Below are 23,087 nucleotides of genomic sequence, written 5' to 3' on the forward strand. Positions count from 1 at the left end.
CGTGCCAGTACACACAGACCCCGGACGAACCGGCCGCGCGCCCTGTTCCACTGCCGCCCGACCCGCGGCGCACCCCCAGCCGTGGCACCGTCGACATGGCTGTTCCGACCAGCCAGGGCCCGCTCCCGCTGCGTTTGGACCGGGCCAAGGCGCCGTGCACGGTCCAGAGTTTCCTGCACCTGGCACGGCACGGTTTCTACGACCGAACGGTGTGCCACCGCCTGACGGCGTATCCGACGCTGAAGGTCCTGCAGTGCGGCGACCCGACCGGTACCGGTGGGGGAGGACCCGGATACAAGTACAAGGACGAGCTGCCGGTGGACTTGCCACCCGCACCGACCGATCCGACCGGCGCGCGCCGCCTGTACGGGCGCGGCCTGCTGGCGATGGCCAACGCCGGTCCGGGCACGAACGGCTCACAATTCTTCGTCGTCTACGGCGACTCCGCACTGCGACCGAACTACACGGTGTTCGGCACAGTCGGCCCCGAGGGCCTGGCGACCCTCGACAAAACCGCCGCCGGAGGAATCGAGCCGACCGCGGAGAACCCGGCACCGGTCGACGGCACACCTGTGCTACGGACCGAGCTGCTCCGCGTCCGGCAGTCCAGCCGGCATTGACGCACCCGCGGCCCGAGCCGGCTGCTGCGGCCGCACCGCCTGCCGTCTCTGGACCGCACAGCGCCCCTCGGCCCTTCGGACCGGCATCAAGGTGAGACCCCCGGCGCACAGTGCCGGGGGCTCTTCATTCCGGGGCCGAAGGCGGGGGGCAAACGGGGCAGCGGGTACGGTGGGAAGTCCCTGCATGTGCCAGTCTCCTCGCGCCCGGCGGCGCCAGTGGTGGGCGTCCGCGCCGGCGGAACCGCTGGGGGAGGTGCGCTGGGCGGCCATCGGCGAACGTGGTTGCGACCAGCACACAAGTGCGTCCGAGACCAGCCCGCAGGCATGGGGGGCTCTCACTCCGCGGCAGCATTGAGGAGAATCTGCGCCAGCTCGCACGGCTGGGAGAACATCGGCCAATGGCCGGTGTCCATGGTGACCAGCCGCCAGCGCTTGCTGTTCAGCAGGTCGGCCACAACTTCGTCGGGCTCGGCGTCGTCAGGCTCGGCCCCCGGCATCACGCACAGGATGTACGTCGCCGGAAGTTCACCGAGCGGCCCCGCCAGCACAGCGGGCTCGGTCAGCGTGGCACCTGGGTGAGGCGTCGAGCCACGCACAAGGCGTGCGATCTGCTCATCGGTGAGACCTTCGCCGTCGTAATGAGCGGCTGGCGCGAGCGGCCAGAACCCTCCGTTGTCGGCGATCGATGCCTCCACTGCCGCCCCGCCGTCCGGCCAGGCGGAGACGAACGACTCGCCGTCGGTCGGAACACTTGAGTCGACGAATACCACGCGGGCCAGTCGGTCACCGATCCGCTCCGCGGCCTGCCCGACCGGGATGCCCGAGTAGCTGTGACCCACCAGCACTACATCATGCAGATCCTGGCGTTCCACCTCGGCAACGATGTCCTGGACGTGAGTCGCTTGCCCCGCCGGTACACCCCGCCTGTCAGCAAGACCGGACAGCGTCAACGGATAGACGCCGTGGCCGGCCGCGCGCAGATACGGCACCACCTCGTCCCACGCCCACGCCCCGAGCCGTGCACCTGCAACCAGCACGAAATTCACCATGCCCGCACCGTAGCCGGGCAGCCGGACAACCGCTGCAACGCCTCGGACAGGCTCGGCCTCTCTGTCCCAGACGACGACTTCGCCGTCGAGGACCAGGCGGCCGCCAGGGGGCCCCGGTGTTGAAGACTAGCGCCCGGTGACCGTCCAGCCTCTGCTTGTACACCGCCTCCGACAGCGTGGCGGCCGGCCGCCTGCGCCGGCATCGACTCCACCGGGCGATCGCAGCGTCACAGGGCCTCCCTCACCGGTCGCCCCTCTTCCAGGATGGGCGCATCAGGCGGAAGCGGCCCCAGAATCGTGCGGACATGCGCGACAGCCCGCCGGGGGCCGAGTTCAGTCCAGCGGTGGCCAGGGACCGGCGAGCAACCGTTCGGCTTCAGTGACGATCGCTTGCTCGCGTGTTCTGCGCCCGATGGCGCCCCATTCGTTGTACGCGTCGACCTTGTCGACAAGCGGCTGAAGAGACTGGGGCCTGGCCAATGCGCTCCAGCCCTCGTACGTGATCACGTCACCGCCGGCTCCGGGGGCCAGACTCCCGTTCACGATCAGCCGGAGCCACCAGCGCACGAGCTCCCAGCGTGCCGCCTCCCCCGGGATATCGGTGTCATCGCCGGGAAGGCCCTCGGGCAGACCGAGTTCGCCCAGTACTTGGTCGAAGAGCGCCTCGGCGCTCTCATGCTCCGTGCGCGATAGGCCGGCGAGGAGCGGAAGCGACTCCGTCTCGACGCCGAGAACCAGTGCCGTAAGCCCTGCTTCGATCAGTTGGTGCGTGTGGTGCTGTCGGCCGATCAGGCGCTCCAGAGCCAGCATCCCCAGGTACTCGATCGCCTCCTGAGCACTGGTGGCGTAAGGGGTGTGCGGCGTCGGCGCGGTGACGTCGATGCCGGGGCCGCCGTTGACGAAGTAGGACCAGAAACCGACAGTCGCGTGGGCGGGGAGACTGCTCGCGCGGCCGGTGAACTCGTGCCGTACGTAGTCGGAGAGGTCGTTCCCGTAGATGATGATGTCGGTCTGGTGGACGGACAACACGGGGTGCCCGCATTCGCCTGCTGTGCCAGGCAGGTAGCGGTGGCTGTAGAGGGGGACCAGCTGCGGCACGGTCGCCAACTCGCACCGCGCGATCTGCAGCGCATCGGATGTCTCTGCGGGCCTCGGACTCCAGGCGGGGTGCCAGAAGTTGTTGTGTTGGACGTCGAAGAGCACACCTTCGACCGGTTGGGCGAGCCGCTCGGCCAGGTCCTCGGGGTCGCCGTTGCGCCAGTCGGGCCAGCTTCGTGACCCGTACGGGAGCCCGGCGGCGAGGAAGACCCTGTGGTCCGCCGAGAAGGTGAAGCCGAACGGTGCCTCGACCGCGTCGAGTTCCCGCTCGCTGAGGCCCGGCCCGATCTCGGCTCGGAGCATGCGCTGAAGATCCCTGGCGGTTTCCAGGGTCAGCGGAGGGGGCGACTGCGCAGTCATCCCGGCAGCATAGTGACCGGTACGACCGCCAATGTCACGAGGCTGTCCAAGCCCAGGTCGGACGCTTCTGCGTCCACGAATCCCCCGAGCGCTCAGCCGATCACCTTCCCGAGAGAAGGCGTCAGTTCGGGCGACCACCATGGGAGGGCACCCTGGAGAACCCTACGAGGAACGGCGGAGTCAGCGGCGCACCGAAGGACGGGACCCGCGTTCCAGAAGCTGCCCAAGGCCGGCACCATGGCGGCTGCGGCCCGCTTCATCAACGGCCACACCCCGTGCGACCCCGTCAGCCCCAAGCCCGAGGACGGCGGGCCGAGCTCGGGCCCCGATACCAAGTTCGGACCGGCCTACTCCGGGACCGAAACCGGATACCGCGGCCGGCGCAGCATCGCCACCATGGTTCTGATCGCGGACCCCAAACCCTTCCAGAGCAAGTGCCCCGTGCCGGGATCGGGCCAGGATGCTGCCTGGCGCATCCTGTGCCGCCGTCCTGGGACGCACCCGGCCGGACGCCTTGCGCCTCCTCGCCGAACCTCACACCTTGCGGGGCCTCCGATCGAGCACTCCGGGTCCCCCCCGGCCTGAATGAGCTGCGGCCGGGCCAGGGAGTAGGCCCCGCCGCGTGCTGGGCGACTGCGGCGCATCCCCGGCGCTGGTGCCGGACGGTGGTCAGCGAACTCGTCGCCTTCGCGATCCGGCACGCGGGGCGTCACCGGCTTCGACATCCACCACCGGCCCGGCCGGATCACCATCGAAGGGGTCCGACCGCTCCCTGCGCCGCCCCCTACGCGGCCGCACGCGCCGAACTCCCCCGGCCACTTCGGATGGCGCCTGGTCAAGGCCCTTGCGCCCACGGTTCATCCGCTTCCGCCGCGGCGGGAAACCATCAACCCGGCCAGGGTCAGCAGCAGCCCTTCTCCGCGGCATCCACGCAGCTCTTGTCCGCCTCGACCGCGAGCACGGCGGTGCGCAGGTCGTCCAGCGCGTGCCCGAGCCGCTCGTGGGCCAGCTCGTAGCGGGTCCGCCGGCCCTGGGGAACGGCCACGACCAGGCCGCAGTCGCGCAGGCACGCCAGATGGTTCGACAGCCGGGTGCGGGAGACGCCGAGCGCCTCGGCGAGGTCGGACGGGTAGGCCGGTGCCTCGCGCAGGGCGAGCAGCAGCCGGCAGCGGATCGGATCGGCCAGCGCCCGGCCGAACCGGGTCAGGACATCGAGCTCGGTGGCGAGGGTCGGCATGGACAGAACGATACACGGATGCTTGAATCCACGGGATCCTGAACAGTTGGAGGTCTGCCTTGCCCCGCGTGCCGATGTCCCTGGCCCTGCATGCCGCGTTCACCGCCGAGATGGCCTCCGCTCGCGCGCCGGGGCCGATGAGGGAGCGGTGGCGGGCCGCGGAGCGGGCCCACATCCTGTCCCAGCCCTGGCCGATGGCCCACACCCGGACCCACGCAGTGATGGTCCGCCTCGCCGTTCGGGACCGGGACCTGCGGGAAGTCCTCGGCCAGCTCGTGCGCATGGTGGTGGCCGGACCCGGTTCGGCGGCGGGCAAGTACCCGGACGGCAACACCGGCCGCACCCGGGCCGGACTCACCACGCCGATGCCGATCCCCGACGACTTGGCCGCGCTCCTCGCCGGGGCCGGGATCGACCTGCGTCCGTGAGCAGGGTGAGCGCCGGCTGTCACCGGGTCGAGCAGATTGGTCAATCCTGGCCGACCAGGCCTACTCACCCCGAGTGATCCGCCAGGCGTACAGGCAGCGCAACACCGTCGAACGCTGCATCAACCGCCTGAAGCAGTGGGGGGTATCGCCACCCGCTACGAACGGACCGCACCATCCACCTGTCCGGGCTCTCCGTCGCCGGCGTCTTTCTTCGGTCTGCCAGGCCCGCGACTCAGGAGCAGGAGCGAACAGCATCGACGAAGCGGCCCAGGGCTGCCCTCTTCTTTCTCGGCGGCTCGAAAGCCGCCCGATTCCTCCGGGGGCGAGATCCCGGGCAGGGAGCGACGAGCACAGGAGGATCATGTCCAGTTCCGAGACGGAGTCCCGTGGGCCGGGCGGCGCTGCGGCGCTGTGGCGCACGAGCGGGGAGCCGCGGCGAGCGGGCCGTTCGACCGGACCACTCCCGTGGGTGCTGCCCGGTAGTCCCGGCACTGTGTGCGTTGTCCAGAAGCCTTCCGGTGCAACCCCCACGGAGTAGATCGACCAAGTCGCGCCGCCCGGGAGGGCCTGGCCGAGCTCGCATCAGGGAGCTTTCCCGTGACGGCTCGTGCCAGGCCGTGCTGTCGGCGCAGCACCTCGTCCGGGATCCGCCGGCCCGACGGACGGTTCGCGTTGCGCTCCGTCGACGGCGGCGTCGGCCGACCGGTGTTGCTCAGTCCTGCGTGGAGATGCAGAAGGGGTGGCCCGCGGGGTCCAGCAAGACCCTCCGCTGATCGGGGTGCGGTTGGACGGAGGGTTCCAAGGCGCCCAGTGCCAGCATCCGCGCGTGGGCGGCGTCCAGATCGTCGACGCCCAGTTCCATGTGCGCCTGCTTGCCCTGGGACGGGTCCGGCCAGGTCGGACGCCGGTAGTCGGCCACCCGGATGAAGCCCAGTCCGGGGGTCCCGTCGCGGCCGAGCAGGATGAAGTCGTCGCTGGAGTGGATGACGGGCAAGCCGAGCGCGGTGCCGTAGAAGCGGGCCAGCTCGGCGGGGTCGGGGCAGTCGAAGTCTACGGACAGCAGGCGGATCGCGGGTCCGGATGTGGGTTCGGATGTGGGTTCGGTACTCATGGGGAGGACGCTAGGACGGGACCAGGACAGGTCCGGTCCTGGTCATGGGGAACACTTCGGGATGTGATCAGCACCTCTGCCCGACTGCTGCGACTGGTCTCGCTGCTGTCCACTCGACCGACGTGGACCTGCCGCGAGCTGGCCGAGCGAATGGCGGTCACCGACCGCACGGTCCGGCGGGACATCGCCCGGCTGCGGGAACTCGGCTACGGGATCGAGTCCGACCCCGGTCCGTGGGGCGGCTACCGCCTCGGCGGTGGCACTCGGGTGCCACCGCTGATACTCGACGACGAGGAGGCGCTTGCCGTGGCCGTCGCGCTGCGAGAGGCCGCGCTCAGCGGCGTCTTGGGCAGCGACCAGGCCGCGCTGTCGGCGCTGTTGAAACTTCGGCAGGTCCTACCGCCCCGGATCGCGGACCGGCTGAGGGACATGGATGCGACCTTCGTCCACACCCCCAGGCCCGAAGGACATCAGGTCCCGCCCGGCGTGCTGCCGGATCTGGCCGCCGCCTGCCGCCGTGGCGAGCGCACCCGCCTTTCGTACCGGGACCACGCGGGGAAGGCCACTGTCCGGGACATCGACCCCTACCGCCTGGTACACACAGGCCGCCGCTGGTACTTCGTCGCCCGGGACGTGGCCAAGGAGCAGTGGCGGACATTCCGGGCCGACCGGGTGGTACGGGTAGAGCCGACCGGACACACCGTCGAACTCGTCGACCCGCCCGACCCGGCGCTCTTCGTCTCTCGATCCACCGCGGGCGTGGTGTACCCGCTCTACGTCACAGTTCGGCTGGCGCGCCCCATGGACCAGGCGCTCCGGCTGGTCCCGCCCACGATCGGCACCCATCACCCGGACGGCCCCGATGCCACCATCGTCGAAATCGGCGGCAACGACACCGACCAGCTCGTCACATACCTCCTCAGCCTCGGCACCACGCTGCGGGTCCTGTCACCGGACCGCGTACGGGAGGCGCTGCTGCGCCGTACCCGAGACCTGTTCGAGGACAACGGGGGCGGTCAGGCCCTCAGCGGTGGAGTGGACCACTGCGCCGGCCAACCTTGATCATTCGGCGGACAACCGCCCCTACCGCTGTCCACCGAGGCCGATCAGAGCCTACTGGCGCGCCAGCGTGCGAGCGCGGCCCGGAAGCCGCAGCTGGTGCCCAAAGGTGACGGGACGGTGCTCGCGTCGTCGGCCGGATGCCATGATCGCTCTGCGGCCCGCCTCGCACGCCATCCGTGCTGCCCCGGGCCGCACCCGACAGCAGGACCGACGAAAGGGACCCGGCATGCGCAGACTCGTCTACTACATCGCCACCACCCTCGATGGCTTCATCGCAGGCCCGGACGGCGGGGACCCCACCGGTCCGAACGGCTTCTGGCCCATACCGGGGGACTACATACAGCACCTCGTGGCCGAGTACCCGGAGACGCTGCCCGTCCAGGCGCGGCAGGCACTGTCCGTCACAGCGGAGGGCACGCACTTCGACACGGTGCTGGAAGGCCGGCACAGCTACGAGATCGGTCTTGCGGCCGGTATCCCCGACGCCTACCCGCACCTGCGTCACCTGGTATTTTCCCGGACCCTGACCGAGAGCCCGGACCCGGCCGTCGAATTGGTCTCCGACGACCCGGTGGCGACCGTGCGGGAACTCAAGCAGCAGGACGGCAAGGACATCTGGCTGCTCGGCGGCGCCCAGCTTGCGAGCTCACTGTATGCCGAGATCGACACGCTGATCGTCAAGGTCGGACCGCTGACCATCGGCAACGGAATCCCGCTGTTCTCCCACAAGGCCGCCTTCGACCCGCGTACCTGGGCACTCGCAGACCACACCGTCCTCAAGAGCGGCGCGGTCTTCCTCACCTATACGCGCGTCAGCAGCTGAGCGCTCAGGGCGCGAGGCGCCTGTGTGGAGCCGGGCGCGGACGCGCTCAGGAGTCACACAGGCGCCGCCGTGGCCGCTTGCCAGGGCGCGGGAAGCAGGTGAGGGTTCCGCGGTCCCGCACGCGGATACGCTCCGTCGGGTCTACGAGGCTGCCTGACACAAGCAGTCGGGGATGCACAGCAGTTCCTCGTATTGGTGCGCTTCCGGGGGGCTCCCGGAGGGGCGGTGGATCACCGCCCCTTGCCCTTCCTGCCCTTGGCCTTTCCGGGGATCTCCTCCGCCTTCGCCGCCCCAGGAGCCTTCGAAGGGTGTTCTGCGACCTGCAGCACCGAAGAGGGACCGGTGGGCTTCTGGAGGTCCTCTGGAGTCGAGGGCGCTGCGGCCGGCGACTGCGGGGTGGACGTCACGGCTGCGGGAAGCGGGGGCGCGGGCGTCCCTGCTGGTGAAGACCCTGTCGGGGCTGTCACCTCGGAGTTCTTCGAGGCCTCGGGCTGCTCGTGCGTGGGAGCGGTGGCGGGTGGGTTGTTGCCCGCTTGCATGCCCCCCATCACCAGCACGCACGTGCCCGCGAGGCTCGTCGCCGCGAGGGTCCACCAGAGCGGACGGCGCCCTCGGGCAGCCCCGCCCGGATCGGTCGTTGGCACGGCAGCAGCGGCGGCAGGCGAGAAGGGGGAGCGGTGGGTGGTGGTGCCGTGGGGCGTGGCGCCGACTGGGGTGCGGCGTCGCGGTGCCTTCGCCATGTCCTGCAGGCATTGGTGGACTGCGGCAGCGTCGGGGCGGGCCGCAGGCTCATAGTCGGTCATCCGTGCGAGCAGGCGGGCGAGGTCTTCCGGCAGTCCTTCGGGTATGTGGGGCCGGCGCAGGAGGTGGGCGGTGCCGATCTCCATCGGAGTCCCCTGGTACTCGCGCCGGCCGGTGAGGGCCTCCAGGAGAGTCACTCCCAGGGCGTAGATGTCGCTGGCCGTACTCGCGCCTTCGCCCAGGAACTGTTCCGGGGCCATGTAGGCGACGGTGCCGACGAGGGTGTCGGGCGCGCTGCGGGTGCGCTCGTGGACGGTCCGTGACAGCCCGAAGTCGGCCAGGTGGGGCGAGCCCTCCTCGCCGAGGAGAATGTTGGAGGGTTTCACGTCGTGATGGATGACGCCGTGGGCGTGCACGTGGTCGAGGGCTGAGGAGATGTCGGCGCCGATCCGCATCACCTGGACGGGTCCCAGGGGGCCCGCGTCCATGCGGGTGCGCAAGGTGACGCCGCGGATCAACTCCGTGACCATGAAAGCGCCTTGGCCGTGTCGGCCGGCGTCGAAAACGGTGACGAGAGCGGGATGGGAGAGACGGGCCAGCGTGCGGGCCTCGTCGCAGAAGCGGTCGGCGGTGACCGTGTCCGTGCCTGCGCGGAACACCTTGACGGCCACCTCGCGGCCCAGTACCTCGTCGACACCGTGGAACACGTCCGCCGTGCCGCCCGACCCCAGGGGGCCCTGGAGCCGATAACGGCCGCCCAGGACGGTGTCGCGTAGAGGCGGTACTCCGTACTCCGGGCCGGACAGGGCCGTCATGGGTCCTCCTCCACTCGCGAACAGTAACGCGCGCCTACCCCTCGGAAGTCGCGCTACTCACCGGGTTCCGGGAGGGGGGCCGACGCCTCTCGGCCGCCGAACGCCGGGGCAGGCTCGCCGTGCCCGACGCCGGCAGCGCGGCGGCACCGGGCACATCGTGCGCAGGCCGGACCTGCGCAGGACCCGCCGCCGACCGTCGGGCGGGAAGCGGCGAAGCCGGGGCGCCCGTAGGACGTCCCGGCTTCGCCGTCGACGGCGAGGAAAGCGGGGGGACTAGTTCAGTGGAGTGGTGAGAAGGAAGTCCGCCCATGGCCTCGCCGGGGCCAACGGTAGCAGTCAGGCCGGGATCAGCGCGCGCAGGTTTTCCGGGGTGATCACCACTGACTGCGGGTGCAGTCCTTCCGGGCGCTCCAGGCCGATGTACGTGACCGGCCCGTTCGGGAGCTGCGTACCGTCCCACCACGTGGTGGCCGTGGCCCGGCCGGCCATCAGGCCGACCAGGTGCCGGACCGTCAGCTGTTCGCGTTCGACGATGCCGCGCACCAGGGTGGCGACCGACACCCTGTTCCCCTCGACCCGGTTGGCGCTCGGGCTGCCCTTCAAGTACAGGTGCAGCCACTTGGCGCGCCACCTGCCGTCGTCCCCGCGCAGGAACACCAGGGGCAGGGCGACCCGGCCCGTCCCCCGCATCTGCGACTTCATGCGGACCGTCCGCGGCTCGAAGGGGCGGCCCTGCTGATCGGCGTCGCGCAGCATGAAGCCGAAGAACGACTCGGCGACCTCCTCGAAGCCCTCCCCGGAGAAGATGTTGACCTGCGGAACGATGAAGTCGCCGCGTACGGCGTCCAGGCGCAGGTTGATGAACTCCGAGGCGCCGTCGGGCGCCGGGGCGTCGGTGATGTCGCCCGAGTGTTCGCCTTCGAGGTCCCGCAGGGCCGTGTACGACAGCCAGGTCAGCGTTTCGTACGACCCGTCCAGCAGGAGCGCGGACAGGTCGAAGTCGGTGCTGCGCTGCGTCTGCCGCCAGTGGACGAAGAACCGCAGCAGCTCCCCGTCGACCGGGGAGAGGGAGCCGCGGGGAAGTACGCCGAACCCGGCGGCCGTCGCCTTGCCGCTGAGCGGCAGTGCGACGTCCAGGACGGCGGGGTCGACCAGCAGGTGCCCCGGCTCCGGGAGCCGGCGCCGCGTCTCGGCGTCCAGGGCCGCGACGAGGCGCTTGGTCTCGGGCTCCGGAACGGGCGGGCGGGTGTCCGCGCTGACCCAGGCGCGGCCGCCGCGGTTGACGAAGAAGCGGCGCGGGCGCGGTACCTGCTCCCGGGTGCGGTTGTGGAAGTGTTCGCGTACCGACAGCAGGACCCGGCCGGAGACCTGCGGAGCCGCTGCCTCGGCGGCGGCCGTGACCGCGTCCCGTTCCACCTGCCCGGGGCAGACGCGCAGCAGCCGGTCCAGGGAGCGCAGAAGCTTGCCCGGGGCGGCGGACGCCAGCAGCAGTGCCGCGCCCGTGACGTCGTCGGCACCGAGCAGTTCCTCGACGCAGCTGTCGAGGGTCCGGGCCTCCTTATCGCCGCGGGCGACGGCGAAGACGTCGGCGGCGTGCGGCCAGTGCGGGTACTCGTGCGGGTGGAGGCGCTCGCCGAGGCGCTTGAACGCCTCGCGGTGCGCGGTGACGTCGGCGAGCTTGGCGGGGGACGCGGCGACGACCGCGTCGAGGCCGGCGAGGAGGGCGCGGCGGACCGGCCGGGGCAGCGACCGGAAGCGGGTCGGTTCGGCGAGGGTCACGTCGCCGTCGGACAGGGCGCAGGCCAGGCGCAGGGCGTCGGTGACGGTGTCCAGCAGGAGGTCCGCGCCGCGGTCGAGGCGGGCGCGGTTGACGACGGCACGGTTCTCCCGGACCGGGATCTGCGCGGGCTGGGGGCCGTCGGCGCAGTGCCCGGCGAGCACCGCGAGGTCGCGCACGTCCTCCTCGCCCAGCGGCGTGGCACTGCCTGCCAGGGCCAGGTAGAGGGCGGTGGCCTCGGCTTCGGGGGTGCCGCCCGCGTGCAGGACCGTCATGCGGTCGCCGACGGCGGCGATCAGCTCGTCGTGCGCGGTGAGCATCTCTGCGTACGTGTGCTGGTAGTCGCCGTACGTCGGGAGGGTCAGCAGGTCGATGACACCGGACCGGAGCTGGTCGAGGGTGCCGGCCCGGGAGGCGTCGCTGTCGAGCGCCTCGCGGATGCACTGGATCCAGAAGTCGAGGGTGTCCGGCACGTTGGCGGGGAAGTCGACGAAGTAGGCGTTGTGCTGGACGTGGTCACCGACCATCGCGCGGACGGTGTCGAGCGTGCGTTGCGCGGTGTCGAGGACGGTCTCCTCGGCCAGGCCCGAGAGGCGCTCCAACAGGTCCCCCGAGAGCTTGAAGCCCACGGACATCAGCGCTGCGTCGAACTGCCGCGCCGCGGCGCCGCCTTGCCCGGCCGGCCCGGAGGGGGCGGGGAGGTGGTGGGTGTGTCGGAGCACCAGGGATTCGAGAGGGTGGGCCATCCGGGCATGCTCCCAGACCGCCCGAGCACCCGCACTCGCGTTTTCGAACACCTGGGTCGCGGCCCGACGCCGACGCCCGTGTACGCGCCCCCTGGGGGCCCGGCTGGTTGGCGAGCGACGGTCCGAGAGCCGCCGGCGCTGCCTTGGTGACGGTGCAACCGATCTGCCCGGGTTGCGCGATCCGGGTGGCCGCGGAGCCCGTGTTGACGACCGTCAGCAGCCGCTCGAACTCGTCCTCGGTGAGCTGTCCGATCGAACTGACGGAATGGATCCCCGCGTTGTTGACCAGGATGTCCAGGCCGTCCGCGCCGTCGTCCGCCAGCCCGGCGATGAGCTTCTGGAACAGCCGGTCCACGGGCGCCGCCCTCGCCGAAGCGGGCCTGCACCGCGAACGCCCGGCCGCCGGCTTCGCAGATCCGCGCCACGGTTTCCGCAGCGGCCGAGTCGTTGCCGCCGTGGTGGACTGCCACCGGCGCTCCCTCGGCGGCGAGCCGCCCCGCCCTGTCGCCTCCGGGGACCGCGTCAGCGTCCGCGGCTGCCGTGCCCCCTCCCGCTGATCCGCGTGACCTGGCACCGGGCGGCGCGGGAGGGCCCCGGACCGCCGGACTCCTCGGTCAGAAGGTCCAGCGCGTGTGGCTGTAGACACCGTCGTCGCGCCCGAAGCCGTACGCCGTGGTCGGGGACACCGCGAACACCACCGCGTGACCCTGCCGGAACGCGTCGCCGATGCCGTGGAAGGTGCCCTCCGGAGAGGTGATGTGGGCGCCGTACTTCGCCTCGTACGCCGTGATCACCTCCTCCACCGCGGCCGGGTCGCGGACCTGCTGCGCCCTGCCCTCGACCACGAGGTCGAGCCCTTCGGTGAGCGAGTTCCCGCCCGTGGTCAGGGCGCAGTGGGCGTCGTGGGCCAGGTTCCTGGCCTTCTGCTCCTCCGGGCCGGTGGAGAAGTACATCACCCCGTCGTGCCAGGCCGCGATCACCGGGGTGACGTGCAGGCGCCCGTCGGGACGGACCGTGGACAGCCAGAAGATCTCGGCGGCGTCCAGCTGCCGACGTGCCTGTGCCCAGTCGGTGGCGGTGACGTCGGCGGCCCCGGGGCGCGGGTTGAGCGCGGAGCTGTAGCGGGCGTCGAGTTCGGTGCGGGGATGCTGCGCGGAACCCTCGGTCGGCATCGTGGACCTCCTTCGCGGGGAACGAGCCCGTGCATCCTCGCGCGCGGGCGTGCCCGCAGGCCCCGTACGCGGCCGCCGGCGGGCCGGGGGTCACCCGGCCGGTCGCGTCGGAGGTGTCAGGGGCGCCTCGGGGGTGGCGCCGTCGAGGAGGAGGCGCTTTTGCGGTTTGCCCATCGCGTTGCGCGGGATCGCTTCGACGAAGCGGACCTCGCGGGGGCGCTTGTGGACCGAGAGGTGCGCGGCCACGAAGTCGGTGAGCTCGGCCCCGGCGACTCCCTCGGCGACGACGAAGGCGACGATCCGCTGGCCGAGATCGGCGTCGGGGACGCCGACGACGGCGGCCTCCCGGACCCGGGGGTGGTCCAGCAGCGCGTTCTCCACCTCGCCCGCCCCGATCCGGTAGCCGCCCGACTTGATCATGTCGGTGGAGGCGCGGCCCACGATCCGGTGCACGCCGTCCTGCTCGTCGACGGCCGCGATGTCGCCGGTGCGGAACCAGCCGTCCTGCGTATACGCGGCGGCCGTCGCCTCGGGCCGGCCCAGATAGCCGGAGAAGAGGGTGGGCCCGGTCAGTTGCAGTTCGCCGATGTCGGCGCCGTCCTCCGCCGCGACACGGGTGCTGATGCCCGGCAGCGGGGTGCCGACCGTACCCGGGCGGAGGTCGCCGCCGGCCCGGCCGCTCACGGTGATCAGCGTCTCCGTCATGCCGTACCGCTCGACAATGCGGTGTCCGCTCGCCCGCTCGATGTCCCGGAAGACCGGGGCGGGCAGAGCAGCGCTGCCCGACACCAGGAGCCGGGCCCCCGACAGGGCGGCCGCGGCGTCCGGTTCCCGGGCGATGCGCGACCACACGGTGGGTACGCCGAAGTACAGGCTTCCGCCCGCGGCAGCGTAGGCCTCGGGCGTCGGCCTGCCGGTGTGTACCAGGCGGCTGCCGGTGCGCAGCGCCCCGAGGACCCCGAGGACGAGTCCGTGCACGTGGAACAGCGGCAGTCCGTGGACCAGCGTGTCCTCGGCGCTCCACTGCCAGGCCTCGGCGAGCGCGTCCAGGTCGGCACTGATCGCCGCGCCGCTGAGGACCACGCCCTTGGGGGCGCCGGTGGTACCGGAGGTGTACAGGATCAGCGCGGGGTGGTCGGCGGCCGTGGAGGTGGCGGGGGTCCGGTCCGAGCGGCGCGCGAAGTCGACGTCGAGGAGGCGGGCGCCGGAGTCGCGCAGGATGTGTCCGCGCTCGGCAGGACCGGCGTCCGGCGGCAGCGGGACGCAGGGCACGCCGGCGAGCAGCCCGCCGACCACGGCGGCCACGGTCTCCAGCGAGGCGGTTGCGGTGACCGCGAACGCCGGCGTCCCCGAGTCGGCGAGGTCGGCGGCCACGTGGCGGGCGGCCCCCAGGAGTTCCTCGTAGGAGGCGGTGCGGCCGGCGACGGTGACGGCGTCCGCGCGGTCCCCGTGGACACCGGTGAGGGCGGTCAGCATGGCGGGCGACTCCGTTCGGCGGGATGGTGTGCGGTCCGGCGGCCAGCGTACGCGGCTCCGACCGGGCCGCCGCACCCTATGATCACCGGGACCGGACCGTTCGAAGGACAGTCCGCGACCTGGTGTCGATCGGGGGGAACCACCTGTGGAAACGGCGCGGTTGGCGGCGACGATCGCCGCGACGATCACCATCGGCTGGATGAGCGGCCTCTTCTACGGCTTCGCCGTGTCCGTGATGCCCGGACTGCGGGTGGCCGCCGACCGCACGGCCGTCGAGACCATGCAGCGGATCAACGCGGCCATCCTCAACGGCTGGTTCCTGCTGGGCTACGTGGGCGGCCTCGTCTTCGCCGCGGCCGCCGTGGTCCTGCACGCCGTCGGGAGCGGCGGCCGGGACGCGCTGTGGCCGCTGGCCGGCGCGCTCGTGGCGTACCTGGCGGCGATGGGCGTGACGGCCGGGATCAACATCCCGCTGAACAACGCGCTGGACCGGGCCGGCCCGGTCGATCGCATCGGTGACCCGGCGGCGGTGCGCCGTGCCTTCGAAGCACCCTGGGTACGCGCCAACGTGTGGCGGGCCGTGCTGTGCACGGTCGCCCTCGGACTCCTCGCCTGGGCCCTGGTCCTGCACTGAGGGCGGCAGTCGGACTCCGGCAGGCGGCAACTGCCGGGACCGACCCCGGGTGCCGCCGGTCCGGACTGCGCGGCGGCGGGGGCCGTTCCACAATGGGGGCAGGAGATGCGTACCGGTCGGCGGTCGGCCGCCCCGTAGGGGTCGCGCGGCCGTGTCGGGCTCCGTCGGCGAGAGGAACGCCCCCATGCGCGCTGAGTCTTCGCCGGCCGCGCGCCGGAAAGGGGCCTTCGTCGCGGTCGCACTGGCGCTGTTCTGCATCCAGCTCGACTTCTTCGCGCTCAACCTCGCCGTCCCCGGCATCTGCGCGGAGCTGGGCGTCACGGTGTCGGCCGCCCAGTGGACCCTCTCCGCGTACATGCTGGCCATCGGGTGCTTCTTCATCGTCGGCGGCCGGGTCGGCGACGTATTCGGCCGTCGGGGCACGCTGCTCGCGGGAACGGCCCTGTTCGCGGCCGGCTCCGCGGCCTGCGCGCTGGCTCCCGGCCTCGGCCCGCTGGTGGCGGGCCGGGTCGCGCAGGGGGTGGGCGCGGCCTTCGTCTTCCCGGTGTCCGTGTCCGTGATCACCAACACCTTTCCCGAGCGGACCCGCGCCGGGGCGCTGGGCGCGGTGTTCGGCGTCGCCAACATCGGGACGGCTCTCGGGCCCTTCGTGGGCGGGGGGTTCACCGAGGGTCCCGGTTGGCGGTGGATCTTCTGGATGATGGCGCCGCTGAGCCTCCTCTCCCTGCTGATCGCCCTCGTGTACGTACCGGACTCGCGCGACGCGTCGGCGCCGCGGCAGCTCGACCTGCTCGGATGCGCCCTGATCGTGTGCTCGCTGGCGGCCCTGACACTGGCCGTGGAGCGCGGGGACGCCTGGGGCTGGGAGAGCGCCCGTACGCTCGGCTGCTTCGCCGGGGCCGTGGCGGCCGGCGCGCTGTTCCTCGTACGGGAGCGGTACGCCCGGCACCCGCTGGTCGATTTGCGGCTGTTCCGCAACGTCCCGTACGTCCTGGTCACCGGCATGGGCTCGCTCACGAACATGGGCTACGGCGTCACCGTCTTCCTCGCCACGCTCTACCTCCAGGACGTACGGGGGCTCTCGCCGCTCGTGGCGGGCACGGTGTTCCTCGCGCCCGCCCTGCTGGTGGCGCTGAGCGGGCCCCTGGGCGCACGGCTGGCGCGGCACATGCAGGCGACGGCGGTGATGGCGCTGGCCGGGGCGGTCGCGGGGACGGGGATGTACGCGCTGGGCGGGGTCGACTCCTGGTGGCTGTACGTGCCGGTGTTCGCGTGGTGCGGCCTTGGCCTGGGGCTGGGTTGGACCTTCTCCAGCGTGGCGACGCAGCAGGTCGTCGCGCCGTCGAGGGCCGGCGAGGCGTCGGGCGTGCTGCTGACGTTCCTGGTCACGCTGGGCGCGATCGCCCTGGCGGGGACGGCGGCGGCGATCTCGGCGATGACCCCGCAGCGACCGCCCGAGGAGGCCTACGACGTGGTCCTGCGCCTCGGCGGGGCGGTCATCGCCGCGGCGGCGGTGGCCGTCATGGCCGTGCGGCACCGGCTGGTGACGCTGGGCCGGGTCCCGCCGCTGTCGATGCGGGCGGCCGAGGGGGCGGTGGGCGGCCCAAAGGGCGGGCGGCGGACGTGAATTCGGGTTCCGCAGGGCGTTGTCGGGCACAGGGCGGGCAGGCGCGCTACATGACGACACAACGCAAGCAGACACGCCGACAGCGGATCGACGCGTTCGGGGAACGGAGGCTACCGCGATGATCGCGAGTACCGGTGCCAGTGCCCATGCCAGTGCCAGCGTCGTGGACGCCCCCGTCTGGGTCCACCTGGCCGTCATGGCGGCCGCGATCCTGATCCTGTTCTACAACCTGGTCAGGCAGGGCCGTTGAGCCACAGCGGGGGACGTGGCGAGGCCTGTCCGGTCGGATGACCGGACAGGCCTGATTCGGACACTTCCGGGTTTACCAGTAGTGGCGGCGGCCACCGACCGCGTGCCCGGCCGTTCCCATGATCCACAGCGCCGCACCCACCACGAGCAGGATGACCCCGAGGGTCCACAGGATGGACACCCCGGTCAGCAGACCGATGAGCAGGAGGATCAAACCGACGGCAATCATGACTACCTCGTTCTCGTTGGAGTATCGGCGGACCGGTTGGGTCCGCCGTGGCGCTTCACAGGCCGTGTGCCCCCTCACGCCGTCTTTATCTGTGCCGGTACGCGATCCGCCGCAATGGATTGGAAGCCGTCCTGCCGGGCACAGGCGCAGGGCCCGCCGGACGGTCCACCGCGCGTTGCGGAGCACTCCTGGCCGACGCATGGTGGGCAGTGCATTCCCCTCACCCGAGACTCGAGTCACTCAAGGAGTACCTCGTCATGAGCAAGGCAAAGGGCAAGGCCAAGCAGGTCAAGGGCAAGCTCAAGGAGACCGCGGGCAACGCGATGGACGACAAGCGCATGCAGGCGGAGGGCACCGCCGAACAGATGGCCGGCAAGGCCGATCAGACGGCCTCGGAGACCGCCGACCGGGCGAAGAAGGGCATGCGCAGGTCCTGACCTGCGTGCCTAACCGCGGCAGACCGAGGAGGGGCCGGACCCGTCGGCATGACGGGTCCGGCCCCTCCTCCGCTCCTGCGACACCCCGACGGCGCAACCCGGTGCCCCGGTCGCGCGGACTGCAACATGGCCGGTACATGTCTGGCGCCCGTCCGCAACGGAAAATGTTTTCCGCTGCCGCCCATCGCGGAGCCGTTCGCCGGGAATGCTGCGTGTGATCCCCCGCTCCCGGCCGACGCCCCGTCACGGCGCCGCCCGGGCGGGCCTTCCGTTTCGCGCTCTCGGGAGGTACCACGCCATGCAGTCCACCTCCACCCCCTCCGCGGCCCCCGGTCGACGCGACCTCCTCGCCGGTCTCGGTCTGGCCGCCGCCGCACCCCTCCTGCTCGGCAGCACGGCCCGCTCCGCGTCCCCGCAGGACCCGTCCGGCCGACCCGCGCCGAACGGCGGGGCGGTCCTGCTCCGCGGGGCGTCCCTCGTCCTCACCATGGACCGGGCCGCCGGCAGCGGCGGCCCCCTCGGAGCGCTGGAGAACGCCGACGTCCTGATGCGCAGCGGCGCCGTCGCGGCCGTCGGGCCGTCCCTCCCGCGGCCGCCCGGCACCCGGGTGGTGGAGGCCGCGGGCAAAGTGGTGATGCCGGGCTTCGTGGACACCCACACCCACCTCTGGCAGGCGGCGATCCGGGGCGGCTGTACGGACCGCGACCTGTTCGGCTGGTTCGCCGGGTGTACCCACCCCCAACGCGGACGGCTGACGCCCGAGGCCGTGCACAGCCTCGTACGGCTCGCCGCACTCGACGCCGTCCAGTCCGGCGTCACCACGCTGGTCGACTGGGTGGACATCTTCGCGTTCGACCTCGTCGAAAGCTACCTGCGGGCCCTGGCCGGTACCGGGGTGCGCTTCACCTACGCCATGTACCCGCCACGGCCCGACGGGGTGCTGGTCGCGAAGGTGAAGAAGGAACTCGTCGACCCGGTGCCCCTCGGTTCCTTCCAGGTGGCCACGCACGCGGCGCGGTCCGTCCAGGACCTCAACCGGGCCCACTGGGAGCTCGCCCGCGACCTGGGCGTCATGCTCAACTCCCACGTGCTGGAACGCCCCGAACAGCGCGCGGACGACCCTGTCGGGGTCCTCGCCGACATCGGCGCGCTGGGTCCCCGGCTGCTGATCAACCACGCCGTGCACCTCACCGACGCCGAGATCGCCCGCTTGGCCGAGCACGACGTGAGGGCGGCCCACTGCCCGCTGAGCAACATGCGGCTGGCGTCCGGCATCATGCGGCTGTCCGAGTGCGCACGGCGCGGCGTCAAGGTGGGGCTCGGCCTGGACGGCGGCACCAACGACAGCTCGGACTTCTACGCGCTGATGAAGACGGCGGTCGGCCTGCAGCGCGTCCGTGCGACGGACGCCGGGGTCTTCCCGCAAGTGGCGGACGTCCTGCGGATGGCCACGCTGGGCGGGGCGGAAGCGCTGGGCATCGCCGACCGGGTGGGCTCCCTGACGCCCGGCAAGCGGGCCGACGTCGTGGTGGTCGATCCGGCCGCCCTGAACTTCGCACCGCGCTTCGACTGGGTCGGCCAGCTCGTCTTCAACGGCCGTCCCGAGAACGTCGACGCGGTGTTCGTCGACGGCCGTGCGCTCAAGCTCGACGGCCGGCTGGTCGGCATCGACACCGACCGCGTCGTCCGGGACGCGGAAGCGGCTGCCGCCCGCCTGCGCCGCTCCTAGGGGGTGTTGCGAAAGTCCTGTGCGGTGCCCGCGGTGTCCGGTGCGTGCTCTCGGCGTGCCGGGCGAAGGCCCTCGTACGGGGCGTACTCGGGGCTACGGCCGGTGCGGCGAGCGTGCGTGCCGGGCGCCGTGGGCGCCGTGCGGGACCTTCGCACCACCCCCTAGCTCCGCCGGGACGCAGGACGCTGCTCCTGGTCCCGGTGGTTCCTGCGGGCCGTGAGCTGGCCCTGGACGTAGGCGTCGGCGTCCGGGCTGTAGGGGCCGCCGTGGTCGAAGAGCAGATCGGTGATGCGGCGCCACTCCGCCACCTCGGCGCGGGTGCCGGGGTCCGCCGCGTCGACGTCGCCCGCGGCGTCCTCGGCGGCCTCCAGTGCCTGCGCCGTGCGGTGGTGCGTCATGCCCGTCGCCCGTCGGCGCACCCGGTCGCGGGCCGCGCGTTCCTCAGGGGTCGGTTCGTGCGGCGCGTTCGGTTCGTCCGCCGCGGTGTCCTGGCTCATGCGCGGTACGCCTTTCGTGTTGGGCCCTTCCGGCCTCCTGGTCCCTCTTCCCCTACCCGCGGCGGTCCGTTCCATCTGCGCCCGTACGGTGCGGCCGGGCGCGGCCGGGGCAGCGGCGGCAACGCGGGTGAGCAGTCGCCGACCTGACGCCGCGACGGCCGCGCCGGGGCACGTCTCCCCCACCGAGACGCACGTGTCCAGGATGCGGGCGGACCCTTGCCGAGGCGGCCACCTTCGGCGAGCATTCCTATCAATCCAGTAGGGAAAGCGGGGTCGGGTGCCCTCCGGTTGACGTGCGTCGTCACCGGTGCCGAACGGCAGCCGTACCGTGCCGCCGCACTCCGAACACCCCGTCCCCCCTCACGACCGGTCCACCGTGCTTACCGAACCGCGCCCGGCAACCGGCCGAGGCCACCCGACACCGTTCCGGAGCAGCCCAGATGACCACCGCCGTCCCCGATGGCCCCGCCGTCCGCCCCACCGCCGCACCGCTCCCCGGCGCCCCGGCATGTCGGTGACGTCCGTGCCGACGCCACCGGGCGCAGGCGGCACGGCACAGCGGCCGGGCGACGTGCGCCGCGCGCTCCTGCGCACCGCCCGGGACGTGGCGGACGACCTCGCCGCGGACGCCATAGCCCGTGAGCAGGCAGGCCGGCCGCCCACCGACGAGCGGACCCGGCTGCGCGAGGCCGGGCTGCTCGCGGCGCTCACCCCGCCGGCGCCCGGCCGCGGCACGGACTGGCGTACCGGATGCGCCGTCATACGGGAGGTCGCCGCCGCGGACAGCTCCGTGGGGGACGTGCTCGCGCGCCACTACGTCCACACCTGGAGCGGCCGCTTCTACGCGCGTGACCACGAGGCCGCCGTGCTCGAAGAGGCGTCGGTGCGCGAACAGTGGCTGTGGACCGGGGCCGTACGCCCGCCCGCGCCCGAGGAAGACGGGCGCGAGCCGGACCTCGCACTGCGGCCGCGCAACACCGGCTACGTTCTGGACGGGCAGCGCGCCGTGGATACCGCGGTGGCCGTGGCGGACCAGATCGTGCTGGACGCCGTCTGCGCCGTGACCGGCGACGTCCTGGTGGTCCGGATCCCTCCGCGGGCGCGGGGCGTGCACGTGGAGGCAGCCCCCGACCGCCTCGGCCAGCGCGCCGCCGGCGCGGGCGAAGTCGTCCTGGACGGGGTCACCGTGGCGTCCGGCCAGGTGCTGGGCCGTCGCCCGCACGACGAGGAGTCGACGGCGCCCTTCACCGCGCTGGCCGAGCCGACGCTCCGGCTCGCCCTGTGCCACGTGGCCCTCGGCATCGTCGAGGGCGCACTCACCGAGGCACGTGACCTCAGCAGGGGCGGGCGGGCGCACCGGCTGCCCGGCGAGGACCCGGACCTCCTGCTCACCTACGGCGAACTGGCCTCCGCCGCCCATACGGCCATCGCCGTGGTCGACCGGGCGACCGAGGCGCTGGCGCGCGCTCTCGAGGCGGGGGCCCACCTCGACACCGAGGAGCCCGCGCGGGTCGCGGCCCTCGCGGCCACGGCGGAGACCGTGACGTCCCGGGTGGCCCTGCACATCACCACGCGGGTGCTGGAGCTCGCCGACGCGCCCGGCCTGGACCGCTTCTGGCGCAACGCGCGCGTCCTGACGGCCCACCGCCCGGCGGCGCACCGCCTGCGCTCCATCGGCGAGCACTACCTCAACGGCTCGCACCGGGCGGTGGCGGCGGCCTTCCACTGACGTGCATGCGGCCCGACAGGGGCGGCCGCGCCGCCGCCCGGGGGCGGACCCTCCGTACCGCCGGGCCGTGCGCCTGCCCGGTGGTCGCCGCTCACCGGCGGGACGCGGACCGGAGCCGTACGGGATAATGTGCGCATGCGGATCTCAGCCAGGGCGGACTACGCGGTACGGGCCGCACTGCAGCTCGCGGCGTCCCAGGACGACGGGCCCGTGAAGGCCGAAGCCATCGCGGACGCGCAGGACATCCCGCACAAGTTCCTCGAGGGCATCCTCAACGACATGCGCCGCGGCGGCCTCGTCCTCAGCCAGCGGGGCGGCAACGGCGGTTACCGGTTGGCCAAGCCCGCCGACTCCATCAGCATCGCGGACGTCATCCGCGTCGTCGACGGGCCCCTGGTCTCGGTGCGGGGCGTCCGTCCGCCGGACCTGTCGTACACCGGGCCCGCCGAGTCGCTGCTCCCCCTGTGGATCGCCCTGCGGTCCAACGTGCGCGAGATCCTCGAAGGAGTGACGCTGGCCGACGTCGCGGCCTCTGCGCTCCCGGCCGAGGTGTCGGCGTTGACCCGCGTTCCGGACGCCTGGACCAATCCCTGACGCGTACGGGCCCCGGGCACCGCGAGCCGCACGACCCGGCCGAGGCCTCTTTCCCGGGGGAGCCCCTCATCTGCGCTTTCTCACGCCGTAAGACAGCTGTGTCCAGAATGCGGTCAACCTCTTGGGGCGGATGCCGTCGTCTGCCACTATGCCTACCAGCCGGGTAGGAAAAGTAGGAATGACAGGGGTGAGGTGACCGACCATGCGCACGCCGCATCACGCAGGTCCGCCCCTGCCCCGTCTCACCACCCGCCGGCACATCGACCTGGCCCGTACGTCCAGCGCCATCTGTCAGCCCGTCTGACGCACTGCCCGCAGTCCGCTCCGCTCGCCCTCCTCCTGCCGGACGGCTGATCCCGGGCCGACCTCCCCTGCCCCCCCTGCCGTCGCGCTCCGCGTGTGCCGTAGGGGCAGTCCGGGCCTCGGTCCCCCTGGCCTCGGCGACACCATGCCGATCCGCTTCCGCGTCGACGCCGTGTTCCCACCACCCGCCGCCCGCAGGTGCCGCGCTTGCCGGCGGCCCCGCGCCGCGCGTCGCCGGCACCTGCTCCCCGGCTCTCTCCGACTTCGGCTTCCCCGAACACACCCACCCGTGAAAGGACACCTCCGTGTCTGCCGCAAGACCGCTCATCACCCTGCGCGCCATCGCCCTCACCGCGACCCTCCCCCTTCTCCTGACGGCCTGCGGCTACGGATCCGAGGCGAAGAAGGAAGACGACAAGACCAACGTCGCGGCCGCCGAAGGCAAGAAGCTGTCGGCGTCCGAGGTCCGGATCGGGTACTTCCCGAACCTGACGCACGCCACCGCGCTGGTGGGCCTGCAGGAGGGCCTGATCCAGAAGGAGCT

23 protein-coding genes and 1 pseudogene are annotated in these 23,087 nt (G+C 72.3%); 14 read left to right on the forward strand and 10 right to left on the reverse strand.

Translation table 11 applies throughout. The features are described 5' to 3' along the window. Positions 1–95 precede the first annotated feature (95 nt). Complete coding sequence (locus IF89_RS0129090) at positions 96–620, forward strand: peptidylprolyl isomerase (protein WP_234327904.1); 525 nt, start codon at positions 96–98, stop codon at positions 618–620. A gap of 335 nt (positions 621–955) precedes the next feature. Here the strand turns inward: IF89_RS0129090 and IF89_RS0129095 are convergent, their stop codons facing one another. From IF89_RS0129095 to IF89_RS0129105, 3 genes are all read right to left on the reverse strand, one after another. Further along, a complete protein-coding gene (locus IF89_RS0129095; protein WP_030774414.1) occupies positions 956–1,669 on the reverse strand; it encodes an alpha/beta fold hydrolase in 714 nt (237 codons plus the stop codon). Between the two features lie 333 nt (positions 1,670–2,002). Further along, positions 2,003–3,127, reverse strand: coding sequence for a hypothetical protein (locus IF89_RS41060; RefSeq protein WP_234327905.1), 1,125 nt, complete (start codon positions 3,125–3,127; stop codon positions 2,003–2,005). A gap of 901 nt (positions 3,128–4,028) precedes the next feature. Further along, complete coding sequence (locus IF89_RS0129105; RefSeq protein WP_030774420.1) at positions 4,029–4,364, reverse strand: ArsR/SmtB family transcription factor; 336 nt, start codon at positions 4,362–4,364, stop codon at positions 4,029–4,031. A 74-nt stretch (positions 4,365–4,438) separates the two neighbouring features. Here IF89_RS0129105 and IF89_RS0129110 point away from each other — a divergent pair, with 74 nt between their 5' ends. Then, the gene (locus IF89_RS0129110; RefSeq protein ID WP_030774423.1) at positions 4,439–4,792 is read left to right on the forward strand and encodes a DUF3703 domain-containing protein; all 354 of its coding nucleotides are present in this window, start codon (positions 4,439–4,441) and stop codon (positions 4,790–4,792) included. 712 nt (positions 4,793–5,504) lie between these two features. Here IF89_RS0129110 and IF89_RS0129115 read toward each other — a convergent pair. Continuing rightward, positions 5,505–5,903 (reverse strand): VOC family protein, encoded by a 399-nt coding sequence (locus tag IF89_RS0129115; RefSeq protein ID WP_030774426.1) that lies wholly within the window; start codon positions 5,901–5,903, stop codon positions 5,505–5,507. 63 nt (positions 5,904–5,966) lie between these two features. Between IF89_RS0129115 and IF89_RS0129120 the strand changes: the two genes are divergently transcribed. Further along, complete coding sequence (locus tag IF89_RS0129120; RefSeq protein WP_051807785.1) at positions 5,967–6,965, forward strand: helix-turn-helix transcriptional regulator; 999 nt, start codon at positions 5,967–5,969, stop codon at positions 6,963–6,965. 226 nt (positions 6,966–7,191) lie between these two features. Beyond that, positions 7,192–7,788, forward strand: a complete 597-nt coding sequence (locus tag IF89_RS0129125) for a dihydrofolate reductase family protein (protein ID WP_030774430.1) — start codon at positions 7,192–7,194, stop codon at positions 7,786–7,788. Between the two features lie 230 nt (positions 7,789–8,018). Here IF89_RS0129125 and IF89_RS0129130 read toward each other — a convergent pair whose 3' ends face one another. Together IF89_RS0129130 and IF89_RS0129135 are read right to left on the reverse strand one after the other, a co-directional pair. After that, positions 8,019–9,344 carry a serine/threonine-protein kinase gene (locus IF89_RS0129130; RefSeq protein WP_051807787.1) on the reverse strand — a complete coding sequence of 442 codons (1,326 nt, stop codon included), beginning with the start codon at positions 9,342–9,344 and terminating at the stop codon, positions 8,019–8,021. A gap of 336 nt (positions 9,345–9,680) precedes the next feature. Next, the gene (locus tag IF89_RS0129135; protein ID WP_030774435.1) at positions 9,681–11,867 is read right to left on the reverse strand and encodes a TerD family protein; all 2,187 of its coding nucleotides are present in this window, start codon (positions 11,865–11,867) and stop codon (positions 9,681–9,683) included. Positions 11,868–12,196: 329 nt separating this feature from the next. Between IF89_RS0129135 and IF89_RS46170 the strand changes: the two genes are divergently transcribed. Beyond that, on the forward strand, positions 12,197–12,424 hold the full coding sequence (locus IF89_RS46170) for a hypothetical protein (protein WP_158717938.1): 228 nt from the start codon (positions 12,197–12,199) through the stop codon (positions 12,422–12,424). A gap of 57 nt (positions 12,425–12,481) precedes the next feature. On the opposite strand, the gene IF89_RS0129145 is transcribed toward IF89_RS46170, so the two are convergent. Together IF89_RS0129145 and IF89_RS0129150 are read right to left on the reverse strand one after the other, a co-directional pair. Beyond that, positions 12,482–13,039, reverse strand: coding sequence for a pyridoxamine 5'-phosphate oxidase family protein (locus IF89_RS0129145; RefSeq protein ID WP_030774440.1), 558 nt, complete (start codon positions 13,037–13,039; stop codon positions 12,482–12,484). Positions 13,040–13,129: 90 nt separating this feature from the next. After that, entirely contained in the window at positions 13,130–14,515 is a 1,386-nt protein-coding gene (locus IF89_RS0129150; protein ID WP_030774443.1) for an acyl-CoA synthetase, read from the reverse strand. A gap of 145 nt (positions 14,516–14,660) precedes the next feature. Here IF89_RS0129150 and IF89_RS0129155 point away from each other — a divergent pair, with 145 nt between their 5' ends. The 3 genes from IF89_RS0129155 (at position 14,661) to IF89_RS49115 (ending at position 17,026) form a co-directional block, all read left to right on the forward strand. Further along, positions 14,661–15,149: a DUF1772 domain-containing protein gene (locus tag IF89_RS0129155; protein ID WP_030774445.1), complete on the forward strand. Its 489-nt coding sequence runs from the start codon at positions 14,661–14,663 to the stop codon at positions 15,147–15,149. A gap of 184 nt (positions 15,150–15,333) precedes the next feature. Continuing rightward, positions 15,334–16,776 carry an MFS transporter gene (locus tag IF89_RS0129160; protein WP_051807788.1) on the forward strand — a complete coding sequence of 481 codons (1,443 nt, stop codon included), beginning with the start codon at positions 15,334–15,336 and terminating at the stop codon, positions 16,774–16,776. Between the two features lie 118 nt (positions 16,777–16,894). Further along, positions 16,895–17,026 carry a hypothetical protein gene (locus IF89_RS49115; protein WP_267882110.1) on the forward strand — a complete coding sequence of 44 codons (132 nt, stop codon included), beginning with the start codon at positions 16,895–16,897 and terminating at the stop codon, positions 17,024–17,026. A gap of 72 nt (positions 17,027–17,098) precedes the next feature. On the opposite strand, the gene IF89_RS47130 is transcribed toward IF89_RS49115, so the two are convergent. Further along, positions 17,099–17,254 carry a DUF6131 family protein gene (locus tag IF89_RS47130; RefSeq protein ID WP_199820578.1) on the reverse strand — a complete coding sequence of 52 codons (156 nt, stop codon included), beginning with the start codon at positions 17,252–17,254 and terminating at the stop codon, positions 17,099–17,101. Positions 17,255–17,511: 257 nt separating this feature from the next. Here IF89_RS47130 and IF89_RS0129175 point away from each other — a divergent pair, with 257 nt between their 5' ends. Beyond that, positions 17,512–17,691, forward strand: coding sequence for a CsbD family protein (locus IF89_RS0129175; RefSeq protein ID WP_030774450.1), 180 nt, complete (start codon positions 17,512–17,514; stop codon positions 17,689–17,691). Positions 17,692–17,989: 298 nt separating this feature from the next. Beyond that, positions 17,990–19,420, forward strand: coding sequence for an amidohydrolase family protein (locus IF89_RS0129180; RefSeq protein ID WP_234327906.1), 1,431 nt, complete (start codon positions 17,990–17,992; stop codon positions 19,418–19,420). 161 nt (positions 19,421–19,581) lie between these two features. Here the strand turns inward: IF89_RS0129180 and IF89_RS38405 are convergent, their stop codons facing one another. Continuing rightward, a complete protein-coding gene (locus IF89_RS38405; RefSeq protein WP_051807790.1) occupies positions 19,582–19,917 on the reverse strand; it encodes a hypothetical protein in 336 nt (111 codons plus the stop codon). A gap of 523 nt (positions 19,918–20,440) precedes the next feature. Between IF89_RS38405 and IF89_RS0129190 the strand changes: the two genes are divergently transcribed. The 4 genes and pseudogenes from IF89_RS0129190 to IF89_RS0129200 all read left to right on the forward strand — a co-directional run. Next, positions 20,441–21,646 (forward strand): acyl-CoA dehydrogenase family protein, encoded by a 1,206-nt coding sequence (locus tag IF89_RS0129190; RefSeq protein WP_051807794.1) that lies wholly within the window; start codon positions 20,441–20,443, stop codon positions 21,644–21,646. 135 nt (positions 21,647–21,781) lie between these two features. Beyond that, on the forward strand, positions 21,782–22,240 hold the full coding sequence (locus tag IF89_RS0129195) for an RrF2 family transcriptional regulator (RefSeq protein ID WP_030774457.1): 459 nt from the start codon (positions 21,782–21,784) through the stop codon (positions 22,238–22,240). A 202-nt stretch (positions 22,241–22,442) separates the two neighbouring features. Beyond that, positions 22,443–22,544, forward strand: coding sequence for a putative leader peptide (locus IF89_RS49660; RefSeq protein WP_420706978.1), 102 nt, complete (start codon positions 22,443–22,445; stop codon positions 22,542–22,544). A 304-nt stretch (positions 22,545–22,848) separates the two neighbouring features. Continuing rightward, positions 22,849–23,087 (forward strand): annotated as a pseudogene (locus tag IF89_RS0129200) (sulfate ABC transporter substrate-binding protein); the annotation flags it as partial.

Source organism: Streptomyces sp. NRRL F-2664, assembly GCF_000719345.1.
Classification (GTDB): domain Bacteria; phylum Actinomycetota; class Actinomycetes; order Streptomycetales; family Streptomycetaceae; genus Streptomyces.